This window comes from Synechococcus sp. RS9902 (assembly GCF_014279635.1).
In the GTDB taxonomy this organism is placed as follows: domain Bacteria; phylum Cyanobacteriota; class Cyanobacteriia; order PCC-6307; family Cyanobiaceae; genus Parasynechococcus.
In genome coordinates this window covers 996,012-1,009,026 of the sequence record NZ_CP047949.1, presented here as the reverse complement: position 1 = coordinate 1,009,026, position 13,015 = coordinate 996,012, and the positions used below count along the sequence as shown (strand labels likewise).

The 13,015-nt window shown below is 59.7% G+C and carries 23 protein-coding genes; 9 read left to right on the top strand and 14 right to left on the bottom strand.

Annotated features, from left to right (window positions below; all coding sequences use genetic code 11):
• Positions 1 to 305: 305 nt before the first annotated feature.
• Positions 306 to 1,235 carry a pectate lyase gene (locus SynRS9902_RS05355; RefSeq protein WP_186510691.1) on the top strand — a complete coding sequence of 310 codons (930 nt, stop codon included), beginning with the start codon at positions 306 to 308 and terminating at the stop codon, positions 1,233 to 1,235.
• A 614-nt stretch (positions 1,236 to 1,849) separates the two neighbouring features.
• Here SynRS9902_RS05355 and SynRS9902_RS05350 read toward each other — a convergent pair.
• Positions 1,850 to 2,080: a hypothetical protein gene (locus SynRS9902_RS05350; protein ID WP_186510252.1), complete on the bottom strand. Its 231-nt coding sequence runs from the start codon at positions 2,078 to 2,080 to the stop codon at positions 1,850 to 1,852.
• A gap of 144 nt (positions 2,081 to 2,224) precedes the next feature.
• On the opposite strand from SynRS9902_RS05350, the gene SynRS9902_RS05345 reads away from it, so the two are divergent.
• Both SynRS9902_RS05345 and SynRS9902_RS05340 read left to right on the top strand, forming a co-directional pair.
• Positions 2,225 to 2,422, top strand: a complete 198-nt coding sequence (locus tag SynRS9902_RS05345) for a chlorophyll a/b-binding protein (protein WP_186510251.1) — start codon at positions 2,225 to 2,227, stop codon at positions 2,420 to 2,422.
• Positions 2,423 to 2,577: 155 nt separating this feature from the next.
• On the top strand, positions 2,578 to 2,736 hold the full coding sequence (locus SynRS9902_RS05340; protein ID WP_170950551.1) for a hypothetical protein: 159 nt from the start codon (positions 2,578 to 2,580) through the stop codon (positions 2,734 to 2,736).
• 81 nt (positions 2,737 to 2,817) lie between these two features.
• On the opposite strand, the gene SynRS9902_RS05335 is transcribed toward SynRS9902_RS05340, so the two are convergent.
• Genes SynRS9902_RS05335 through SynRS9902_RS13595 form a run of 3 tightly spaced genes read right to left on the bottom strand, consistent with a single transcriptional unit; the run spans position 2,818 to position 3,824 of the window.
• Positions 2,818 to 3,300 carry a DUF427 domain-containing protein gene (locus tag SynRS9902_RS05335; RefSeq protein ID WP_186510250.1) on the bottom strand — a complete coding sequence of 161 codons (483 nt, stop codon included), beginning with the start codon at positions 3,298 to 3,300 and terminating at the stop codon, positions 2,818 to 2,820.
• A gap of 3 nt (positions 3,301 to 3,303) precedes the next feature.
• The gene (locus SynRS9902_RS05330) at positions 3,304 to 3,702 is read right to left on the bottom strand and encodes a hypothetical protein (RefSeq protein WP_186510249.1); all 399 of its coding nucleotides are present in this window, start codon (positions 3,700 to 3,702) and stop codon (positions 3,304 to 3,306) included.
• The gene (locus tag SynRS9902_RS13595; RefSeq protein WP_006850800.1) at positions 3,699 to 3,824 is read right to left on the bottom strand and encodes a hypothetical protein; all 126 of its coding nucleotides are present in this window, start codon (positions 3,822 to 3,824) and stop codon (positions 3,699 to 3,701) included. The genes SynRS9902_RS05330 and SynRS9902_RS13595 overlap by 4 nt, the downstream gene beginning before the upstream one ends.
• 227 nt (positions 3,825 to 4,051) lie before the next feature.
• On the opposite strand from SynRS9902_RS13595, the gene SynRS9902_RS05325 reads away from it, so the two are divergent.
• The 3 genes from SynRS9902_RS05325 to SynRS9902_RS05315 are packed head-to-tail and all read left to right on the top strand — an operon-like array spanning position 4,052 to position 5,848.
• Complete coding sequence (locus SynRS9902_RS05325; protein ID WP_186510248.1) at positions 4,052 to 4,303, top strand: hypothetical protein; 252 nt, start codon at positions 4,052 to 4,054, stop codon at positions 4,301 to 4,303.
• Between the two features lie 40 nt (positions 4,304 to 4,343).
• Positions 4,344 to 5,261 (top strand): histone deacetylase, encoded by a 918-nt coding sequence (locus SynRS9902_RS05320; protein ID WP_186510247.1) that lies wholly within the window; start codon positions 4,344 to 4,346, stop codon positions 5,259 to 5,261.
• A complete protein-coding gene (locus SynRS9902_RS05315) occupies positions 5,258 to 5,848 on the top strand; it encodes a pyridoxamine 5'-phosphate oxidase family protein (protein WP_186510246.1) in 591 nt (196 codons plus the stop codon). Before SynRS9902_RS05320 ends, SynRS9902_RS05315 begins: the two co-directional genes overlap by 4 nt.
• On the opposite strand, the gene SynRS9902_RS05310 is transcribed toward SynRS9902_RS05315, so the two are convergent.
• From SynRS9902_RS05310 to SynRS9902_RS05300, 3 genes are all read right to left on the bottom strand, one after another.
• Positions 5,849 to 6,196, bottom strand: coding sequence for a hypothetical protein (locus SynRS9902_RS05310; RefSeq protein ID WP_244275867.1), 348 nt, complete (start codon positions 6,194 to 6,196; stop codon positions 5,849 to 5,851). It abuts the gene before it with no gap.
• Positions 6,197 to 6,239: 43 nt separating this feature from the next.
• Positions 6,240 to 7,241, bottom strand: coding sequence for a hypothetical protein (locus SynRS9902_RS05305; protein ID WP_255446215.1), 1,002 nt, complete (start codon positions 7,239 to 7,241; stop codon positions 6,240 to 6,242).
• A 406-nt stretch (positions 7,242 to 7,647) separates the two neighbouring features.
• Positions 7,648 to 8,148, bottom strand: a complete 501-nt coding sequence (locus tag SynRS9902_RS05300) for a L,D-transpeptidase (protein ID WP_186510244.1) — start codon at positions 8,146 to 8,148, stop codon at positions 7,648 to 7,650.
• A gap of 67 nt (positions 8,149 to 8,215) precedes the next feature.
• Between SynRS9902_RS05300 and SynRS9902_RS05295 the strand changes: the two genes are divergently transcribed.
• Positions 8,216 to 8,929 carry a putative 2OG-Fe(II) oxygenase gene (locus SynRS9902_RS05295; RefSeq protein WP_115081914.1) on the top strand — a complete coding sequence of 238 codons (714 nt, stop codon included), beginning with the start codon at positions 8,216 to 8,218 and terminating at the stop codon, positions 8,927 to 8,929.
• Positions 8,930 to 8,971: 42 nt separating this feature from the next.
• A complete protein-coding gene (locus SynRS9902_RS05290) occupies positions 8,972 to 9,223 on the top strand; it encodes a hypothetical protein (RefSeq protein WP_186510243.1) in 252 nt (83 codons plus the stop codon).
• A 2-nt stretch (positions 9,224 to 9,225) separates the two neighbouring features.
• Here SynRS9902_RS05290 and SynRS9902_RS05285 read toward each other — a convergent pair whose 3' ends face one another.
• Genes SynRS9902_RS05285 through SynRS9902_RS05275 form a run of 3 tightly spaced genes read right to left on the bottom strand, consistent with a single transcriptional unit; the run spans position 9,226 to position 10,464 of the window.
• Complete coding sequence (locus SynRS9902_RS05285; RefSeq protein ID WP_186510242.1) at positions 9,226 to 9,987, bottom strand: metallophosphoesterase; 762 nt, start codon at positions 9,985 to 9,987, stop codon at positions 9,226 to 9,228.
• Positions 9,965 to 10,198, bottom strand: a complete 234-nt coding sequence (locus SynRS9902_RS05280; RefSeq protein ID WP_186510241.1) for a TIGR02450 family Trp-rich protein — start codon at positions 10,196 to 10,198, stop codon at positions 9,965 to 9,967. Before SynRS9902_RS05280 ends, SynRS9902_RS05285 begins: the two co-directional genes overlap by 23 nt.
• A complete protein-coding gene (locus SynRS9902_RS05275) occupies positions 10,198 to 10,464 on the bottom strand; it encodes a DUF3764 family protein (protein ID WP_186510240.1) in 267 nt (88 codons plus the stop codon). Before SynRS9902_RS05275 ends, SynRS9902_RS05280 begins: the two co-directional genes overlap by 1 nt.
• Before the next feature lie 146 nt (positions 10,465 to 10,610).
• Between SynRS9902_RS05275 and SynRS9902_RS05270 the strand changes: the two genes are divergently transcribed.
• Positions 10,611 to 11,066, top strand: coding sequence for a Fur family transcriptional regulator (locus SynRS9902_RS05270; RefSeq protein WP_006851655.1), 456 nt, complete (start codon positions 10,611 to 10,613; stop codon positions 11,064 to 11,066).
• A 15-nt stretch (positions 11,067 to 11,081) separates the two neighbouring features.
• On the opposite strand, the gene SynRS9902_RS05265 is transcribed toward SynRS9902_RS05270, so the two are convergent.
• The 4 genes from SynRS9902_RS05265 to arsS all read right to left on the bottom strand — a co-directional run bounded on the left by SynRS9902_RS05265 (position 11,082) and on the right by arsS (position 13,003).
• On the bottom strand, positions 11,082 to 11,282 hold the full coding sequence (locus tag SynRS9902_RS05265; protein ID WP_186510239.1) for a hypothetical protein: 201 nt from the start codon (positions 11,280 to 11,282) through the stop codon (positions 11,082 to 11,084).
• Positions 11,283 to 11,386: 104 nt separating this feature from the next.
• Entirely contained in the window at positions 11,387 to 11,782 is a 396-nt protein-coding gene (locus SynRS9902_RS05260; protein WP_045172888.1) for a GLTT repeat protein, read from the bottom strand.
• Between the two features lie 3 nt (positions 11,783 to 11,785).
• Positions 11,786 to 12,007, bottom strand: a complete 222-nt coding sequence (locus SynRS9902_RS05255; protein ID WP_255446213.1) for a DUF3721 domain-containing protein — start codon at positions 12,005 to 12,007, stop codon at positions 11,786 to 11,788.
• 42 nt (positions 12,008 to 12,049) lie between these two features.
• Positions 12,050 to 13,003, bottom strand: a complete 954-nt coding sequence (gene arsS, locus SynRS9902_RS05250) for an arsenosugar biosynthesis radical SAM (seleno)protein ArsS (protein WP_186510238.1) — start codon at positions 13,001 to 13,003, stop codon at positions 12,050 to 12,052.
• Between the last annotated feature and the right edge of the window lie 12 nt (positions 13,004 to 13,015).

Below are 13,015 nucleotides of genomic sequence, written 5' to 3'. Positions count from 1 at the left end.
GCCTCAACGTTGTCGCTTGGGGCGGATACCTCGTTCTAACCAAAGTGATGGGTATCGATTTTGAATTGATTCGGCAAGCCAGATTGGTTGGTTGAGGTCCCATCCCCCCAAGATCGATGTCACTGGTTCGACCACTGCGTTATTCCGAGATGCCCGCGTGACCGGATAAGAATCCTGATTCCCCTGGCACAAATCCACGCGATCGCGTCATAACCTCCTCTTAATGAGAAGGCTGCTTCGTGAATCGCCCCCTAACGCACGACTTCGAGGCTGATTCGTCCCAAAGGAAGAGGCGATCCGAGAGCTTGACCAGACAGAAAACGGTGCAGCGGATCTGCGGCCAGGCCCTTGTGTGGTTTGGAAGCGCTGTTCTCGGGGTCTCTCTTTATAAATTCATCAGCGCTTTTTGGCTTGATGCTTCGCCTTGGCCTGAGTTGCAACTTGGTACAGCTGGCTTGATCTTGGTCGCGGCAGGTCGAATTTTTCGAAACTCAGCATTCATAACAACACTGCTGTCGGAAAACAATCCTTCAGCACACGCAAGACGAGCCCTTTTCATGCTCGCCCTTTCATCATTCATCATCGGCTGCGTTGTTTTACTGAAACTTTCTGTTCAGGACATTTATCGCTACAAACGCCTGCTTGGCGAAGGAGGAATTCTCGAGTATTCACAAGCCCTGATTCTTTTTACATCCGCTTGGATCGGGTGGCTCATCTCCAAAGATTTCCGCCAGCGCTTGTCCATGCGCCTGCATTCAGTGGTTTACGCGATCATTGCTTTCGTGATGCTGTTGGTTGGCCTGGAAGAGATTGCCTGGGGGCAAATCCTGTTCGGCTGGAAAACACCTGAGAACATCGCTGCAGTCAACGCCCAAAACCAGACAACGCTTCACAACCTTGAGTTCTTCCAGAACTACCTCGACCTCAATCTTTTCCTGGTTTCGGTCATGCTTTTGGTGTTGGTGCTGTGGCGGCCTTCAATTCGAAGGATGCGCACAACGATCCTTGATGAAGGTCGGATTCCCAACAGCAACTTTTTCATTCCGCGATACTTCTGGCCCCTCTTCTTCTGCGCGGCATTTCTGTCTTACTTCGTGGCGACAGAGTCGGGAACGGAGCTTGTGATCAATATCGATCAAGAATGGGCCGAATTTCTCCTCTATCTCGCTGCTGGTCTGAACTTATTGAGAACCTACATCCTTCTTGGCAACGCTCAACCGCAACCAAGCCACTGAACAACTGCTCAATGCGCCCGGCCTCCGCCTTGCCACTCTCCAAGCAAGGGGTTCAGGTGCAGATACACAGCTGACCTGATCCAGCCTCAGCGGACTTGATCCACAGGGCACCAAGGGTATAAATCGTCTGGTGCAGACAAAAAAACCGCTCCATCCCTGGAGCGGCTCCATAGCCAAGGCAATCCCCATCACCCGGCGATCTGCACCAATCTTTGATGCAATGAAAAAATAATACCCACCAAACACCAGATGTAGTGGACGTCAACACTCACTTAAGACTCTGGTGAACATGCGTGAAGTGGCCAGATAACGCAACAGCAGCACTGCATCCAGTGCAAGGAAGCCCGCCTTGAGGAGACACTAAATCTGGATCAGGAGGTCCAAACCCCTCGGAATTGTGATGCTTCATGCTGAAGACATCCTTAAAGGAGAAGCCATGATTTCTGGCCCATCCTGCCCATTGCGGCTGGGAGTTCTCGATAGTCCCGACTATTGGACTGATGACGCACTGATGTCTGCAGTGCGTCCATTGAATCCAGAGGAACTTCACCACCTGGCCGTTGGATCCCAACAACGAAGGAATCAACAACGCGGTGTTCGCACCACCCGTTCATTCAGTTCCCGCGGCTGAAAGCAGCCAGGAGTTGATGAATCGGCTCGACAAGCTTGTCGAGCCATGTGCCTGAGCGCCGACCAGCAGGCCGCTGCAATGCCGAGGCATGCAGCATTGGCCCATTGGAGCCATACCCCTCAAAGGCAATCAAAGCGTCTTGAGCTCCCTGCAGCTCCTGGTCGATTCGACGGGAGGAGAAGCGGCTGTGGGCTCGGTTTCGCGACGTTGACATGACTGGAGCGGTTGCACCTACATCCGGTCTGGCTACGGACCGAGCTGCTTTGCAGCAATTGGTGATGCTTCTTAGGGAGCCCAAGCACAACCCATTTACAAACCGTTACAAGAGGCTTAACATTTCGCAACTCACCTACGAGCAATGGCTTCTTCAACTCCCGACGACGACTGGTTCCAAAGCGCCGCATCAGCTCAAATCCGCAGCGAGCGTTTCGAACGGGCAGAGCTCCTCAATGGCCGCGCCGCCATGATCGGCTTTGTGGTGGGCGTGCTGACGGAAGCTCTGACGGGGCACGGGATCGTGAGCCAGATCACCTTTGGCGTGTTCGGCTGCAACTGAATCGATCAGGCCAATGGGGCAGAAAGTGACATTGAAATCACGCGTTCCTCACCCCATTGGCTGTCGCCAAGCACTAACAGATCACATTTTTTGGGTTGAAATGCTTGATATTGCAGGCGTTTTGCGATAAAAGGTTATGAATCGGTTATGAAGAGATGAAGACAAGCACCGCCCATTCACGCCTCGAGTCCCTCCAGCTCGCCGCTGAAGAGTGCCTGACCCGCGATGAAGCTCAGAAGATCTTGAGAAAGGCAGACAAGGCCCACGCCAAGCTCGAGTCGTCCGCAGCCCCCTTCCACCGCCCCAAGAACTGACAGGCACCTCAAGCCAGCGGCAGACGAAGACATAAATCTGTTTAATCATTTGTCGGAGTAAGTCCACTCACTCCACAGTCATCAGATCAACTCGGGACGATCGCGATCTCCCTTGAAAGGTCCTTGGATCCATGGACTGATCCATCCGCCATAAAACTCTCCGGGCTGAGCCAGAACGTCCTCTCCTTCCAACCTGCAGCGATCCACGCGGCGGGGATAAACACTGATCCATCCGGCCAGGAGAGAGAAAGACTCTGTTGGCTTGGGGTAACTCCAGCCGGCCCGAACACGGCGGTCGGTTCCATGAGCAGCACTCACATCCCAGTAAGCCGCCACTCCTTTCCATTCACAGAACGAAGGCCGCCCCGTGGAGGGGTGGAGCGTGCCGGGGCTAAACGCTGATGGGTGCAGATAGATCGTGGGCGGGTGGAAGGTTTCACACACGCGCAAATAACGCTGATCGAGGGCGATCTGCTGCCCTGCAATCAAGATCTCCACAGAACCGGACACCAGCTCAATCAGGGGAGGACGGGGATAGCTCGAATCCGTTTCAACGGGTCGCATGGCCTACCCCATATCGAGCAGATAGTGCATGACGGCAACCCGATGGGACACAGCAATGCCTTCTGGGGAGTCGGGGCCGATCAACGCCTCGGGAACACGATGAATGCGCGTGAGAGGTTTGATCTCGTAGGCCGTCCCTTCGGGAGCACCGGAACCGCGACTGCGGTCCCAGATCCCGCTGGCGTCACCCTTGTAATGCCCCGCCACCTGCGAGAGGTGCGCATAGAAATTGGGCCCGATGCGGCAGACCACGATGGCCAGACAGGCATCGAAATCGTCGGATGAGAGCACATTGACCCCATCACGGACAGCACGTTCGTCGACCCCGAGAACCATGTCCTCGAGTGCTGTTTCACCCGTCAACTGCCAGCAACGGATGGTGACGGCGTCGTGTTGGCTCACTTTCTGCGGGTGAGATCACCGAAATCATCGTCGTTGGGCTGCAGAAATTGCCAAACGACAGGAACGGTGAGGGCGACCGTCAGGCCAATGGTGACCCATATCGCTGTCGTGTAGTCACCCATGCAATGTCTGCCAATTTTGCGGACCTTAACCAGTCCGGGCCGAAGCAGCAGCGCAAACGCCAGTCACACCTGGGCACGCCTCACCACAACCTGGTCATCCTTCACAAGACCACTGCCATCACACTTCATTCGGGGAACGAGACGCCCCTCACACACGGACCAAGACCCCTTCATGAGTCCAGCGCGCCTCATCATGGGATGATTAAGTAATCCTTAAGGGTTGCCGCATGGGTCACTTCGCTAGGCAGCTCAGCGCGCAGGAGATCAAGCAGGGCTACTCGCTGCTCAACCTGATGGAACATCTCGACCGCGAGATGGATCTGCTCAATCAGCAGCGCATCCGCGTCGGGCCAACAACCCCGGAAGGGCAGCGACTCACCCAGATCAAGCAGAGCCATCTGCGCAAACTGCAGAGCTGCATCAGCGAACTGAACACCAGTGGCTTCAATGACTGGTTACTGCATCAGCAGCCTGCCTGACCCTTGAATGGGGCTGAGCCATCCCGGGTGAGACAACCCTTTGCCGCTTCCGGTCGTTTACCACCCGCAATACTCCGCGCCACTGCCGAGCACCCATCGCTTTCCGATGGCGAAGTTCCGGCTGCTGCATCAACTCCTGCTGGAGCAGGGGATCGTTCAGGCCAACGAGGTGCATCGGCCCCTGAGCATCGCCCGCAGAGATCTTGAGAACGTTCATCCACGCAGCTATCACGAAGCCTTTAGCCGTGATCACCTGACCCGACCGGAGCAACGTCGCATCGGGCTTCCGGCCACGCGGCCTTTGGTGCAGCGCACCTGGCTTGCCGTGGGCGGCACCCTGTTGACGGCACGACTGGCTCTCAAGCGGGGCTTGGCCTCTCATCTGGCGGGCGGCACCCACCACGCCCACCCCGGCTTCGGGAGTGGCTTCTGCATCTTCAACGACTGTGCGGTCGCCGCTCGGGTGTTGCTGGGAACAGGGGAGGTGCGGCGAATTCTGATCGTGGATCTCGATGTGCACCAAGGGGATGGTTCGGCAGCCTGCTTTCAACACGACCCCAGGGTGACCACCCTCTCGGTGCACGCCGCCAGCAATTTCCCCTTGCGCAAAGTGGACGGGGATATCGACATCCCCCTTGCCGACGGCACCAGCGATGACGACTATCTCGCTGCCATTGCCGACAGGTTGCCTGATGCCTTGGACAGGATCGCCCCAGACTTGGTGCTCTACAACGCGGGCGTCGACCCCCATCGCGATGATCGACTCGGCCGACTCGCCCTCAGCGATGCGGGATTAAACATGCGCGATCGACTCGTGCTCGATGCCTGTCTGCGCCGCAGGATTCCAACCGCAACGGTGATCGGCGGGGGCTACGACGCCCTCGCTCCCCTGGTGCAGCGCCACGCCATCGTGGTGCGTGCTGCTGCCGAGCAGGCTCGCTTGTTCGACCTTCCATGACTGAGGAAATCTCTGGGGCCATCACTGGGAACATGCCCCCCTGGAGACCTCTACTGCGCGCGGCCATGCAGCGGGAGGGACGCTCCATTGCCGCCCGCTGGGTGCAACTGGCCACAACAGGACGCGATGGCGCACCTCGGGTGCGAACCCTGGTATTCCGCGGCTGGGCCGGTGCAGACCAGCTCGAACTGTTCAGCGATCAGCGCAGCGAGAAGGTGACGGAACTTGCCAACGACGGAGCCGCTGAACTGTGCTGGTTGTTCCCCAAAGCTCGCCAGCAGTACCGCCTGCGGGGAAAGGTGACGTTGATCACAGCCACCGAACAACCTGATCTCTGCCAGCAGCGCTGGCAAAAGCTCTCCGACACAGGACGAGCCGTCTGGGGCTGGCCCACCCCGGCAGATCCACTGGACCCCACGGCGGCCTTTCCCGATCAACTGGCTGAAACTGCACCACTGCCAGAGCATTTCGTGGTGCTGAGGCTGCAGGTGATCAGCGTTGAGCGGCTCAACCTCGGCCCCCACCCTCATCAACGCACACGTTGGAACGCGGACACGCTCTGGCAGGAGCAACCGCTGAACCCCTGATCACCACCAGCGCTCAACGCGACCAACCGACGGCCGGCCCGGTTCACTGGGCACCGTCACCACCGACAGCCGCTGCAGATCTCGTCGGTAATCAAATCGGCAGAAGCCGACGCCCGTGCCGGAACAGGCCGAAAGGCTCTCGAGCGCAACAGAGGCCCAGCGCCGCTCCTCAGGCGTTGGCTTTTTTTCCGGCGCGGGACGCCAGCCATCGGCAATCAGGTGGCGATTCGCCTCAAGGATGGTTTGCCTGGCACTGAGCTGCGGCTCAGGTCTGGCCAAGGCAGACCCGCCCACCAACCAGGGCAGCAACAGCGACAAGACAACACAACGGGCCATGGAGAGGCTCATCCCTCTCTGACCTAGCCATGGATCGGAGCGCTGACCACTGGGGTCAGCCTGCGGTGAGCTGAGCGAGGGGCTGAATGCTGAGGGCGATCACCACACTCACCACAACGCCAACGGCGGCTTTCCAGAGATCCGTGCCGATGACCTTGGCCAGACTGCCCCCGTCCCTGTTGGTGAACGGGAGATCTGATGTTTGTTGCTTGATCCGCAAGGCCAACTCACGGCCGCCGATCAGCCCCAGAAACACCCAAGTGGTGCTGAGGGGGAAGCTGGAGATGAAGGCCTTGTAGAGCAGGCAAAGACCGAACAACAGATCAATCAGCGTGGCCGAACGCAAATCGGAGCTGTTGGTCTTGGTGCGGAGCACGGCCTGGATCGGCCCTCCCCCAGTGGCCACCAGAACACAGAGGCCCATGCAGAGCACCAGCGTGCAGATGAGCATCGGGACGAGGTCCAACTGGCGCGGCAGGAACACGAAAATGTTGGCCAGGTCCTGCACCAGCCACATGCACCAGAGGAAGCCGGTGGAGAACCACTGCAGGCCGTACCAGACCTTGCTGGGGTCTTTGCCCTCCTGGGAACGGCAGAACACCCAGCGCTCCAGTGACCACAACCCCAGGCCGTAGGCCGCCAGGCCTACGGCGAAGGCGAGGCCATACCCCGTCAGCGAGCTGCTGAGCAGCGTGCCGATGTTGGACGGCATGAACGATGACAACACCAGAAACGAGGTGCTCACCGGTGCTCCCCACTGGGTCAAGGCCACAACAGCGAGCGGTGGAAGCACATACACCCAGGTGAACGGCTCAGGCCAAGGAAACTCCTTGCCAGGCACACTGAGGCGGCCCCAGGTGGGATCACCGTTGTTGAGGAACCAGCCCAACAGCAGCACTCCACAGGTGACCGTGCAGATGAACAGCATCTGCAGGGGTTTCGGCGTGCGTTTCCGGTTGGAAGAGAGATAGGTACCGAGGGTCTGGAGCGAATCGTTTGCCACCACGGAATAGGCCGCCAGCAGGAATCCGACGAGCATCCAGATGCTGACGTCCATGAATCCGATCAAGCCGATGGTTTTCCTTCCTTGTAAGGAGCTCTAGGAGGAAAGTCGGTGCTCCAGGCCACGCAAACGTGTCGTGATCAAGGAATGTTGTGTGGTCGACGGTGATGCACCACCGGAGCGATTCGACCACGAACGTACGTTGACGAACGGATCGGTGTTTAGGGATACACACCCAAATGTCTTAAGAACGAACGGATTTGACCTCAGCACCAGCCGAAGCCAAATCGCAGTTCCCGTCGGGCATCGCTCGGCCCGCCTTCCAAGCCCCTTAGCGGCTTGGCCCTCGCATAATGAGCCGAAAAGAACGAGATTGCAGGAATGTCGGCGACGATTTTTCGACATTCACAAATTCCGTTCGAGACCGAATTTGGGACTGCTGCACGTCAAGACAGTCGCATCAGTTCACCACCTTCAGGCTGCGAATCCCAGTGGCCTTGACCCAATTCGCGAGCGCATCGATATCAGCCCTCTCGGGAATGCAGATGCAACCCGTGCCGGGATAACAGCGGTGGATGCCCATTGCACTTCGGGTGGTGTCGAAGCGAGGGGTCAGGTCAAACCACAGATCATTCCCCCACGGTTCTGGACGCCCCAGGCTGTACTCACCAGCGGGCAAAGGGGCTGCATTGCCGGGGCTCCAGCGACGATCAGCACTCTGACGCCGGGCCACACCACTGGCTGCTGGCCAGCTGGCCAGCAGACGCGGGCCGCGATGCAGTTCAACCTTCCAGATGCGGTTGCCGTCCGGAAACAGTTCGGCCGTACGACGGGTGCTGAGCTGCAGTGGGCCGCCCTGCAGCAACGCTGTCGTTGGCCCCTGTTGCCCAGGGAGATCAGCGGCCGTTGCAGCGACGCAACTCCCCAGCAGCACAGACACCAGAAGGGCGGAGCGCAGCATCAGGATCATCATGAACGCTGCACCCACTTTGGGGCTGCCACGATGGCCTGCAGCAGACCAAGCCTTGGTGGACGTTCTCGATCTGTTTCCCCGCTCCATCCTTCGGGGCACCCTTCCGGATCCTCTGCTCCAACAGCTGACTGCGCTGAGCGAAAGCGTTCTCGCCCATCCCGAGTCCAGCCCCGATGCATCAGCGAAGCTGGCGGGTCAACTGCGTCAGCAGCGCGAACTGAGACCTGATCAACCCGGCGTGCAGGAGCTCAGCAACAACCACCTGCTGCCGGCATGTGATCGCTGGATCCGCCATGTGATGGACCGTCAGCCTCCCCAGGGTCGCGGCCCCTGGGTTCCCGGTCGCTACCGCCTGCAGATGATTGATCTCTGGCTCAATTGCCAGACCGCCGGTGATTACAACCCCACCCACACCCATGGCGGCAGCTTCTCCGGAGTGATCTTTCTGAAGGTGCCACCGCAGATCACCGCCAACAGTTTTGATGGCCAACTCTGCTTCCACGGCCCGGAAGACTGGCACATTCAGTCGTTCCGCACCGGCATGGCGCACTACGTGCTGCCTGTGCCCGGTGAGTTCTATGTGTTCCCGGCCTGGCAACCCCATTCAGTGATGCCCTTCCGCGGGGACGGGGAACGCTGGTCGCTGGCGTTCAATGTGGTGGCGGCCCCCGGTGTTCCACCCACAGCGATGCAGCAGCCCGCCCCCCAGCAACAACCCCTGGGGAACGTCTCGCTCTCGAGTCAGCGACCCACGGCCAAAGGATTCTGAGGAGAACTGTCAGAGTCGTCCGATTGCATCTGTTCAGGATTCATGGGTGACTCCACGCCGCTCCAGCAGGCCAAAGCGATCGCAGCGGCGCTGGAGCAGCTGGCCGACCAGCTGCGCCCTGAGGTGATTCGTGCAGCACGACTGGATGACGATGGGCGCCGCGATCTCGACCGGATCGAATACGCCCTCGGGACCATCGGCAAGGCCTTGATCCTGACGGACTACTCCATCGACGAAGAGAAGGACATCGACAAACTCAAGGCCTTCCGCGAGTCGCAGAAGGGAATGGGCTGAATTCAGATGCTGCTCCAACGCAGCACCCGGTGCTGAACGGCTCCATCTGGCGTCAGATCGAGCAGCCTGCCCCCCGGATCATCGGCGCGATCCAGGGGGCAGGGCTGCACCGCTTTGAAACTGCAAAGCGTGGATGGGCATCCGAGCAGCAGCACGTCTGGCCGCGTGGCCCAGGCCCCCTGCCAATGCTGATGGATGTGTCCAAACAGCACCGCCCGCAGGGCCCGATGGGGACGCAACAGATCCTCAAAATCTGCCTGATCGACGAGCCTGATCGCATCCATGCCGGCATCACCGATGGCGACCGGTGGATGGTGGAGGGCGACCACCAGAGGCAGATCACGGCGCTCCGAGCACCGCAGGCGTTGCGCCAGCCACTGGAGCTGAAGCGAGCCAAGGGCACCGGCGGCTGAACCCACCCGATGGCTGCTCAGCAGCAGCACTCTCATGCCTTGCACCAACAGATCAGCTGGTGCCGTCGTCCAGCGTCTCCCCAGCACCGCATCGAGCAACAGCGGATGATCGTGGTTACCGGGCAGCAGAGCCACCGAGCAGCGCACGTGTTGGCTCAGGACCCGCCGAAGCCGGACATATCCCCCCCAGCTTTCGTCCTGGCAAAGGTCCCCCGTCACCAGCACCAGATCGGGGTTCAAGGCCCCACCAAGCTGGAGAGCTCGCTCGAAGTGAGCCAGGGCCGGCCAACCGCGCACCAGCCCCTGATCAGCGGCCACCAGGTGTGGATCACTGAGGTGAAGAATCCTCATCGCTCTCCGGAATGGACTGCCAGCCGCTGCTCCAGCGGGTTGGATCCTTGAGCTCACTCCAGAGCACCCGCTCGCGATGCGACGGAGCCAGCACAGCCGCCAACTCAACCCATCGCAGCGGACCACGCCCGCCTTGCGTGATCAGCTCGAAATGGCGGTAACCGGCCACCGGGCGCTGGCTGGTCCAGGCCCGGGCAGGACGCCAGGCCATCAGCTGGCGACGAACACCTGACTCACGGTGCTCTCAATCACGTGCCCCGAAGCCGCGATCATGTCGGTGTTGTCGGTGATGAATTGCTCCATCACCCCGGGAGCGGCTTGCATCACCGCGCAGACCTTGCTGGGGTCGTCCTTGCTGACACCTCGGTAGAGCGAGGTGATGCCAGCGATTTTCTGAAGCGGCAGGGATGCGTCATAGGTGGCGACCCATTCGGCAAATGACTTGGTGATGGTGAAGGTGAGGACGTGGGTTTCCATCGACCAGAACAACAGCGTCGGCGGACGCTATCACCAACGTTCATCGTCCTCATCGGCGACCGTTGGGATCCGACGAGGGACCTGATCCTGAGGGCAAGACAGCACTCTCATTAAGGCCTACTCTTGAGAATGAGCGAGGAGAAGCTGTGACATCGTCCTCCGCGCCTGCCGCAACGGACATCACCTTGCAGCAGGGGCTGCATCAGGACGGTCGCCGTCTGACGCCGCAGCGCAAACGGGTTCTTGAGCTGTTCGAGCGCTGTGGGTCCGGCTGCCACCTCAGTGCCGAAGAGGTGCACCAGCAGCTAGCGGCCCTTGAGATGAAGGTGTCTCTGGCAACGGTGTATCGCACCCTGCGCCTGCTGGCCGATATGGGTCTGCTCCAGGAACTGGAGCTCAGTGAAGGGGGTCGACGCTTTGAGCTCGCCGTTGACGATCACCGCCAACATCACCATGTGGTGTGCATCCGCTGCGGCCGCACCGAGGAATTCGAAAGTGAGCCCGTGCTGGCAGCAGGAGCTGCCGCCGCCGCCCACGTTGGTTTTCAGTTGATTGAATCGAGCCTGAACGTGCGTGCGATCTGCCCCAAATGTCAGGGATAGATCGCAACACCGGAATCATTCGGTGCGAAATTCCTTGTCGTAGAGATCAGCCACCAGAAGCTCGATCAGCTGAACGGACACCAGTTCCTTTTCGCGTCTCAACGTGTTCAGCAAGATCTGAACCTGGCGGTGATGCATCAATGACACTTCACCCATCTCAAACCATCTGGCACTGAGCAGGGTTTGAAGACGTTGGCGTGGCGACGATGGTGACATCAGATGCGCCCTGTTTCGCACACTGAAGCCAGCAGCACAGCCGCTGAAAAGGCGTTAGCAACAGAAGTCTTCCGAAGCTTTTGTGAAGCAGACGCGCGGGCTGCCTACTGAGGATGCTCGTTGCAGGGCATCCAGTAGCGATCGCCCATGCGATGCACACCCTCACAACCCAATTGGCGCGCCTGTTCCTCCGCCTCTTCGCGACTGGGATAAGCCAGATAGCGGGGATTGGTGGTGGAGCGGATCTGAATCAAGCCCATGCTCATCGGGCCGGCGGTGATCACCCCCATGGTGTTGACACCAACCGCCACCAATCCCATCCCGACGATGGCGGCATTGATCACGCCCATCGCCACCACACCAATCGAAACCACACCCATCGGCACCACACCGATGCAGATCACCCCCATCGGCACGATGCCGATGGAGATGGTGCCGAGGGGAGCCACGCCGATCGCGATCCGCTTCGGCTTGCTGCCGCAATGCCCGCCTTCAGTCATGGATCAGTGGGCTCCCTGGTGATCCGCATCACCGTGCTTGTCGCAGACCATCCACATCTCGCCCATCTGGTGAGCACCGGTGCAGCCAAAGCCCGGGGCCGCCGCCTCGGCTTCAGCCTGCGTTTTGAACATCGCCTGCTTGGGCTTGCCGTGGGATCCAGCCATGGCCGTTGTTGCCGTGAACATCAACGCGGCGACAGCAAAACAGATGCGTTGCAGCGGCATGGCCTCTTCACAGATCCACCCACTATGCCCATAACGCGCTGATCAGCCCTGAAGCGCCCCGCCACAACTTGAGCCGGCGCCAGCGGTGCAGCCGAAACAATGCGGGGCCGTGTGGATGGGCTGATCGAGAGGAACGGCCTCAAGCTGGATCAGATCACGAAGGTGACGCACCTCACCGGGGCAGGGCAGGCCGAGCTGCTGATTGAAATCACAGTCGTAGAGATGGCCCTGCCAATCCACACTGATCAGCTGACGGCACATCACAGCCCCCAGATTGTCGGGGTTGTGCGCATCCTCAAGAAGGGTCTGATAACGCTGCAAATCGCCACTGCGTTCCAGTTGCTTGGCGAAACGTTGGATGGGCATGTTCGCCAACGTGAGCAGACGATCGAAACGGATTCCCAACCCGCCCAAGACCTTCTTGTAATCCGCCTCCAAGGCTTGCTGGGGAGGAGGCAGCACCGGACCCAGCGGGTTGTAAACGAGATCCAACTGCCGGTTTGGATCACCCGTTCCATAGCCCAGGGCATTGAGCTGGCGCAGTCCGCTGATGCTGCGCTCGAACACGCCATCGCCCCTCTGTTGGTCAACGTTCTCGGCGCTGTAACAGGGCAGGGAGGCGGTGATGCAAACGCCCTGCTCCGCCAGGAATTCAGCCAGATCGTCCTGGCCGGGTTCGCTGAGGATCGTGAGATTGCAGCGGTCAATCACGGTGGTGCCGAGTGAACGTGCCTGGCGCACCAACGCGCGAAAACCCGGGTGCAACTCCGGTGCTCCCCCCGTGAGATCGAGGCAGGAAATGGAATGCCGTTCAAGGATCTGCGGAATCAACGCCAGCAGATCTCCACTCATCATCTCGGTGCGGGTGGGCCCTGCATTGACATGGCAGTGGGCACAACTCTGGTTGCAGCGGTAGCCGAGATTGACCTGCAACGTTGTGAGCTGTCCGCGCTTCAGGGGCGGGAAAACGGTCTCAACAACAGCCACCGGCTCCACGCGGATGAGGCT

What these genes read in the sequence shown, in the direction of transcription:
- SynRS9902_RS13595 (WP_006850800.1), bottom strand. Translation starts at nt 3,824, where the DNA reads ATGGGTGACTACACGACAGCGATATGGGTCACCATTGGCCTGACGGTC.
- SynRS9902_RS05255 (WP_255446213.1), bottom strand. Translation starts at nt 12,007, where the DNA reads ATGCCGCTGCAACGCATCTGTTTTGCTGTCGCCGCGTTGATGTTCACG.
- SynRS9902_RS05315 (WP_186510246.1), top strand. Translation starts at nt 5,258, where the DNA reads ATGACTGAGGAAATCTCTGGGGCCATCACTGGGAACATGCCCCCCTGG.
- SynRS9902_RS05305 (WP_255446215.1), bottom strand. Translation starts at nt 7,241, where the DNA reads ATGGACGTCAGCATCTGGATGCTCGTCGGATTCCTGCTGGCGGCCTAT.
- SynRS9902_RS05300 (WP_186510244.1), bottom strand. Translation starts at nt 8,148, where the DNA reads ATGCTGCGCTCCGCCCTTCTGGTGTCTGTGCTGCTGGGGAGTTGCGTC.
- SynRS9902_RS05275 (WP_186510240.1), bottom strand. Translation starts at nt 10,464, where the DNA reads ATGGAAACCCACGTCCTCACCTTCACCATCACCAAGTCATTTGCCGAA.
- SynRS9902_RS05340 (WP_170950551.1), top strand. Translation starts at nt 2,578, where the DNA reads ATGAAGACAAGCACCGCCCATTCACGCCTCGAGTCCCTCCAGCTCGCC.
- SynRS9902_RS05280 (WP_186510241.1), bottom strand. Translation starts at nt 10,198, where the DNA reads ATGGCCTGGCGTCCTGCCCGGGCCTGGACCAGCCAGCGCCCGGTGGCC.
- SynRS9902_RS05285 (WP_186510242.1), bottom strand. Translation starts at nt 9,987, where the DNA reads ATGAGGATTCTTCACCTCAGTGATCCACACCTGGTGGCCGCTGATCAG.
- SynRS9902_RS05345 (WP_186510251.1), top strand. Translation starts at nt 2,225, where the DNA reads ATGGCTTCTTCAACTCCCGACGACGACTGGTTCCAAAGCGCCGCATCA.
- SynRS9902_RS05335 (WP_186510250.1), bottom strand. Translation starts at nt 3,300, where the DNA reads ATGCGACCCGTTGAAACGGATTCGAGCTATCCCCGTCCTCCCCTGATT.
- SynRS9902_RS05350 (WP_186510252.1), bottom strand. Translation starts at nt 2,080, where the DNA reads ATGTCAACGTCGCGAAACCGAGCCCACAGCCGCTTCTCCTCCCGTCGA.
- SynRS9902_RS05265 (WP_186510239.1), bottom strand. Translation starts at nt 11,282, where the DNA reads ATGTCACCATCGTCGCCACGCCAACGTCTTCAAACCCTGCTCAGTGCC.
- SynRS9902_RS05260 (WP_045172888.1), bottom strand. Translation starts at nt 11,782, where the DNA reads ATGACTGAAGGCGGGCATTGCGGCAGCAAGCCGAAGCGGATCGCGATC.
- SynRS9902_RS05310 (WP_244275867.1), bottom strand. Translation starts at nt 6,196, where the DNA reads ATGAGCCTCTCCATGGCCCGTTGTGTTGTCTTGTCGCTGTTGCTGCCC.
- SynRS9902_RS05290 (WP_186510243.1), top strand. Translation starts at nt 8,972, where the DNA reads ATGGGTGACTCCACGCCGCTCCAGCAGGCCAAAGCGATCGCAGCGGCG.
- SynRS9902_RS05325 (WP_186510248.1), top strand. Translation starts at nt 4,052, where the DNA reads ATGGGTCACTTCGCTAGGCAGCTCAGCGCGCAGGAGATCAAGCAGGGC.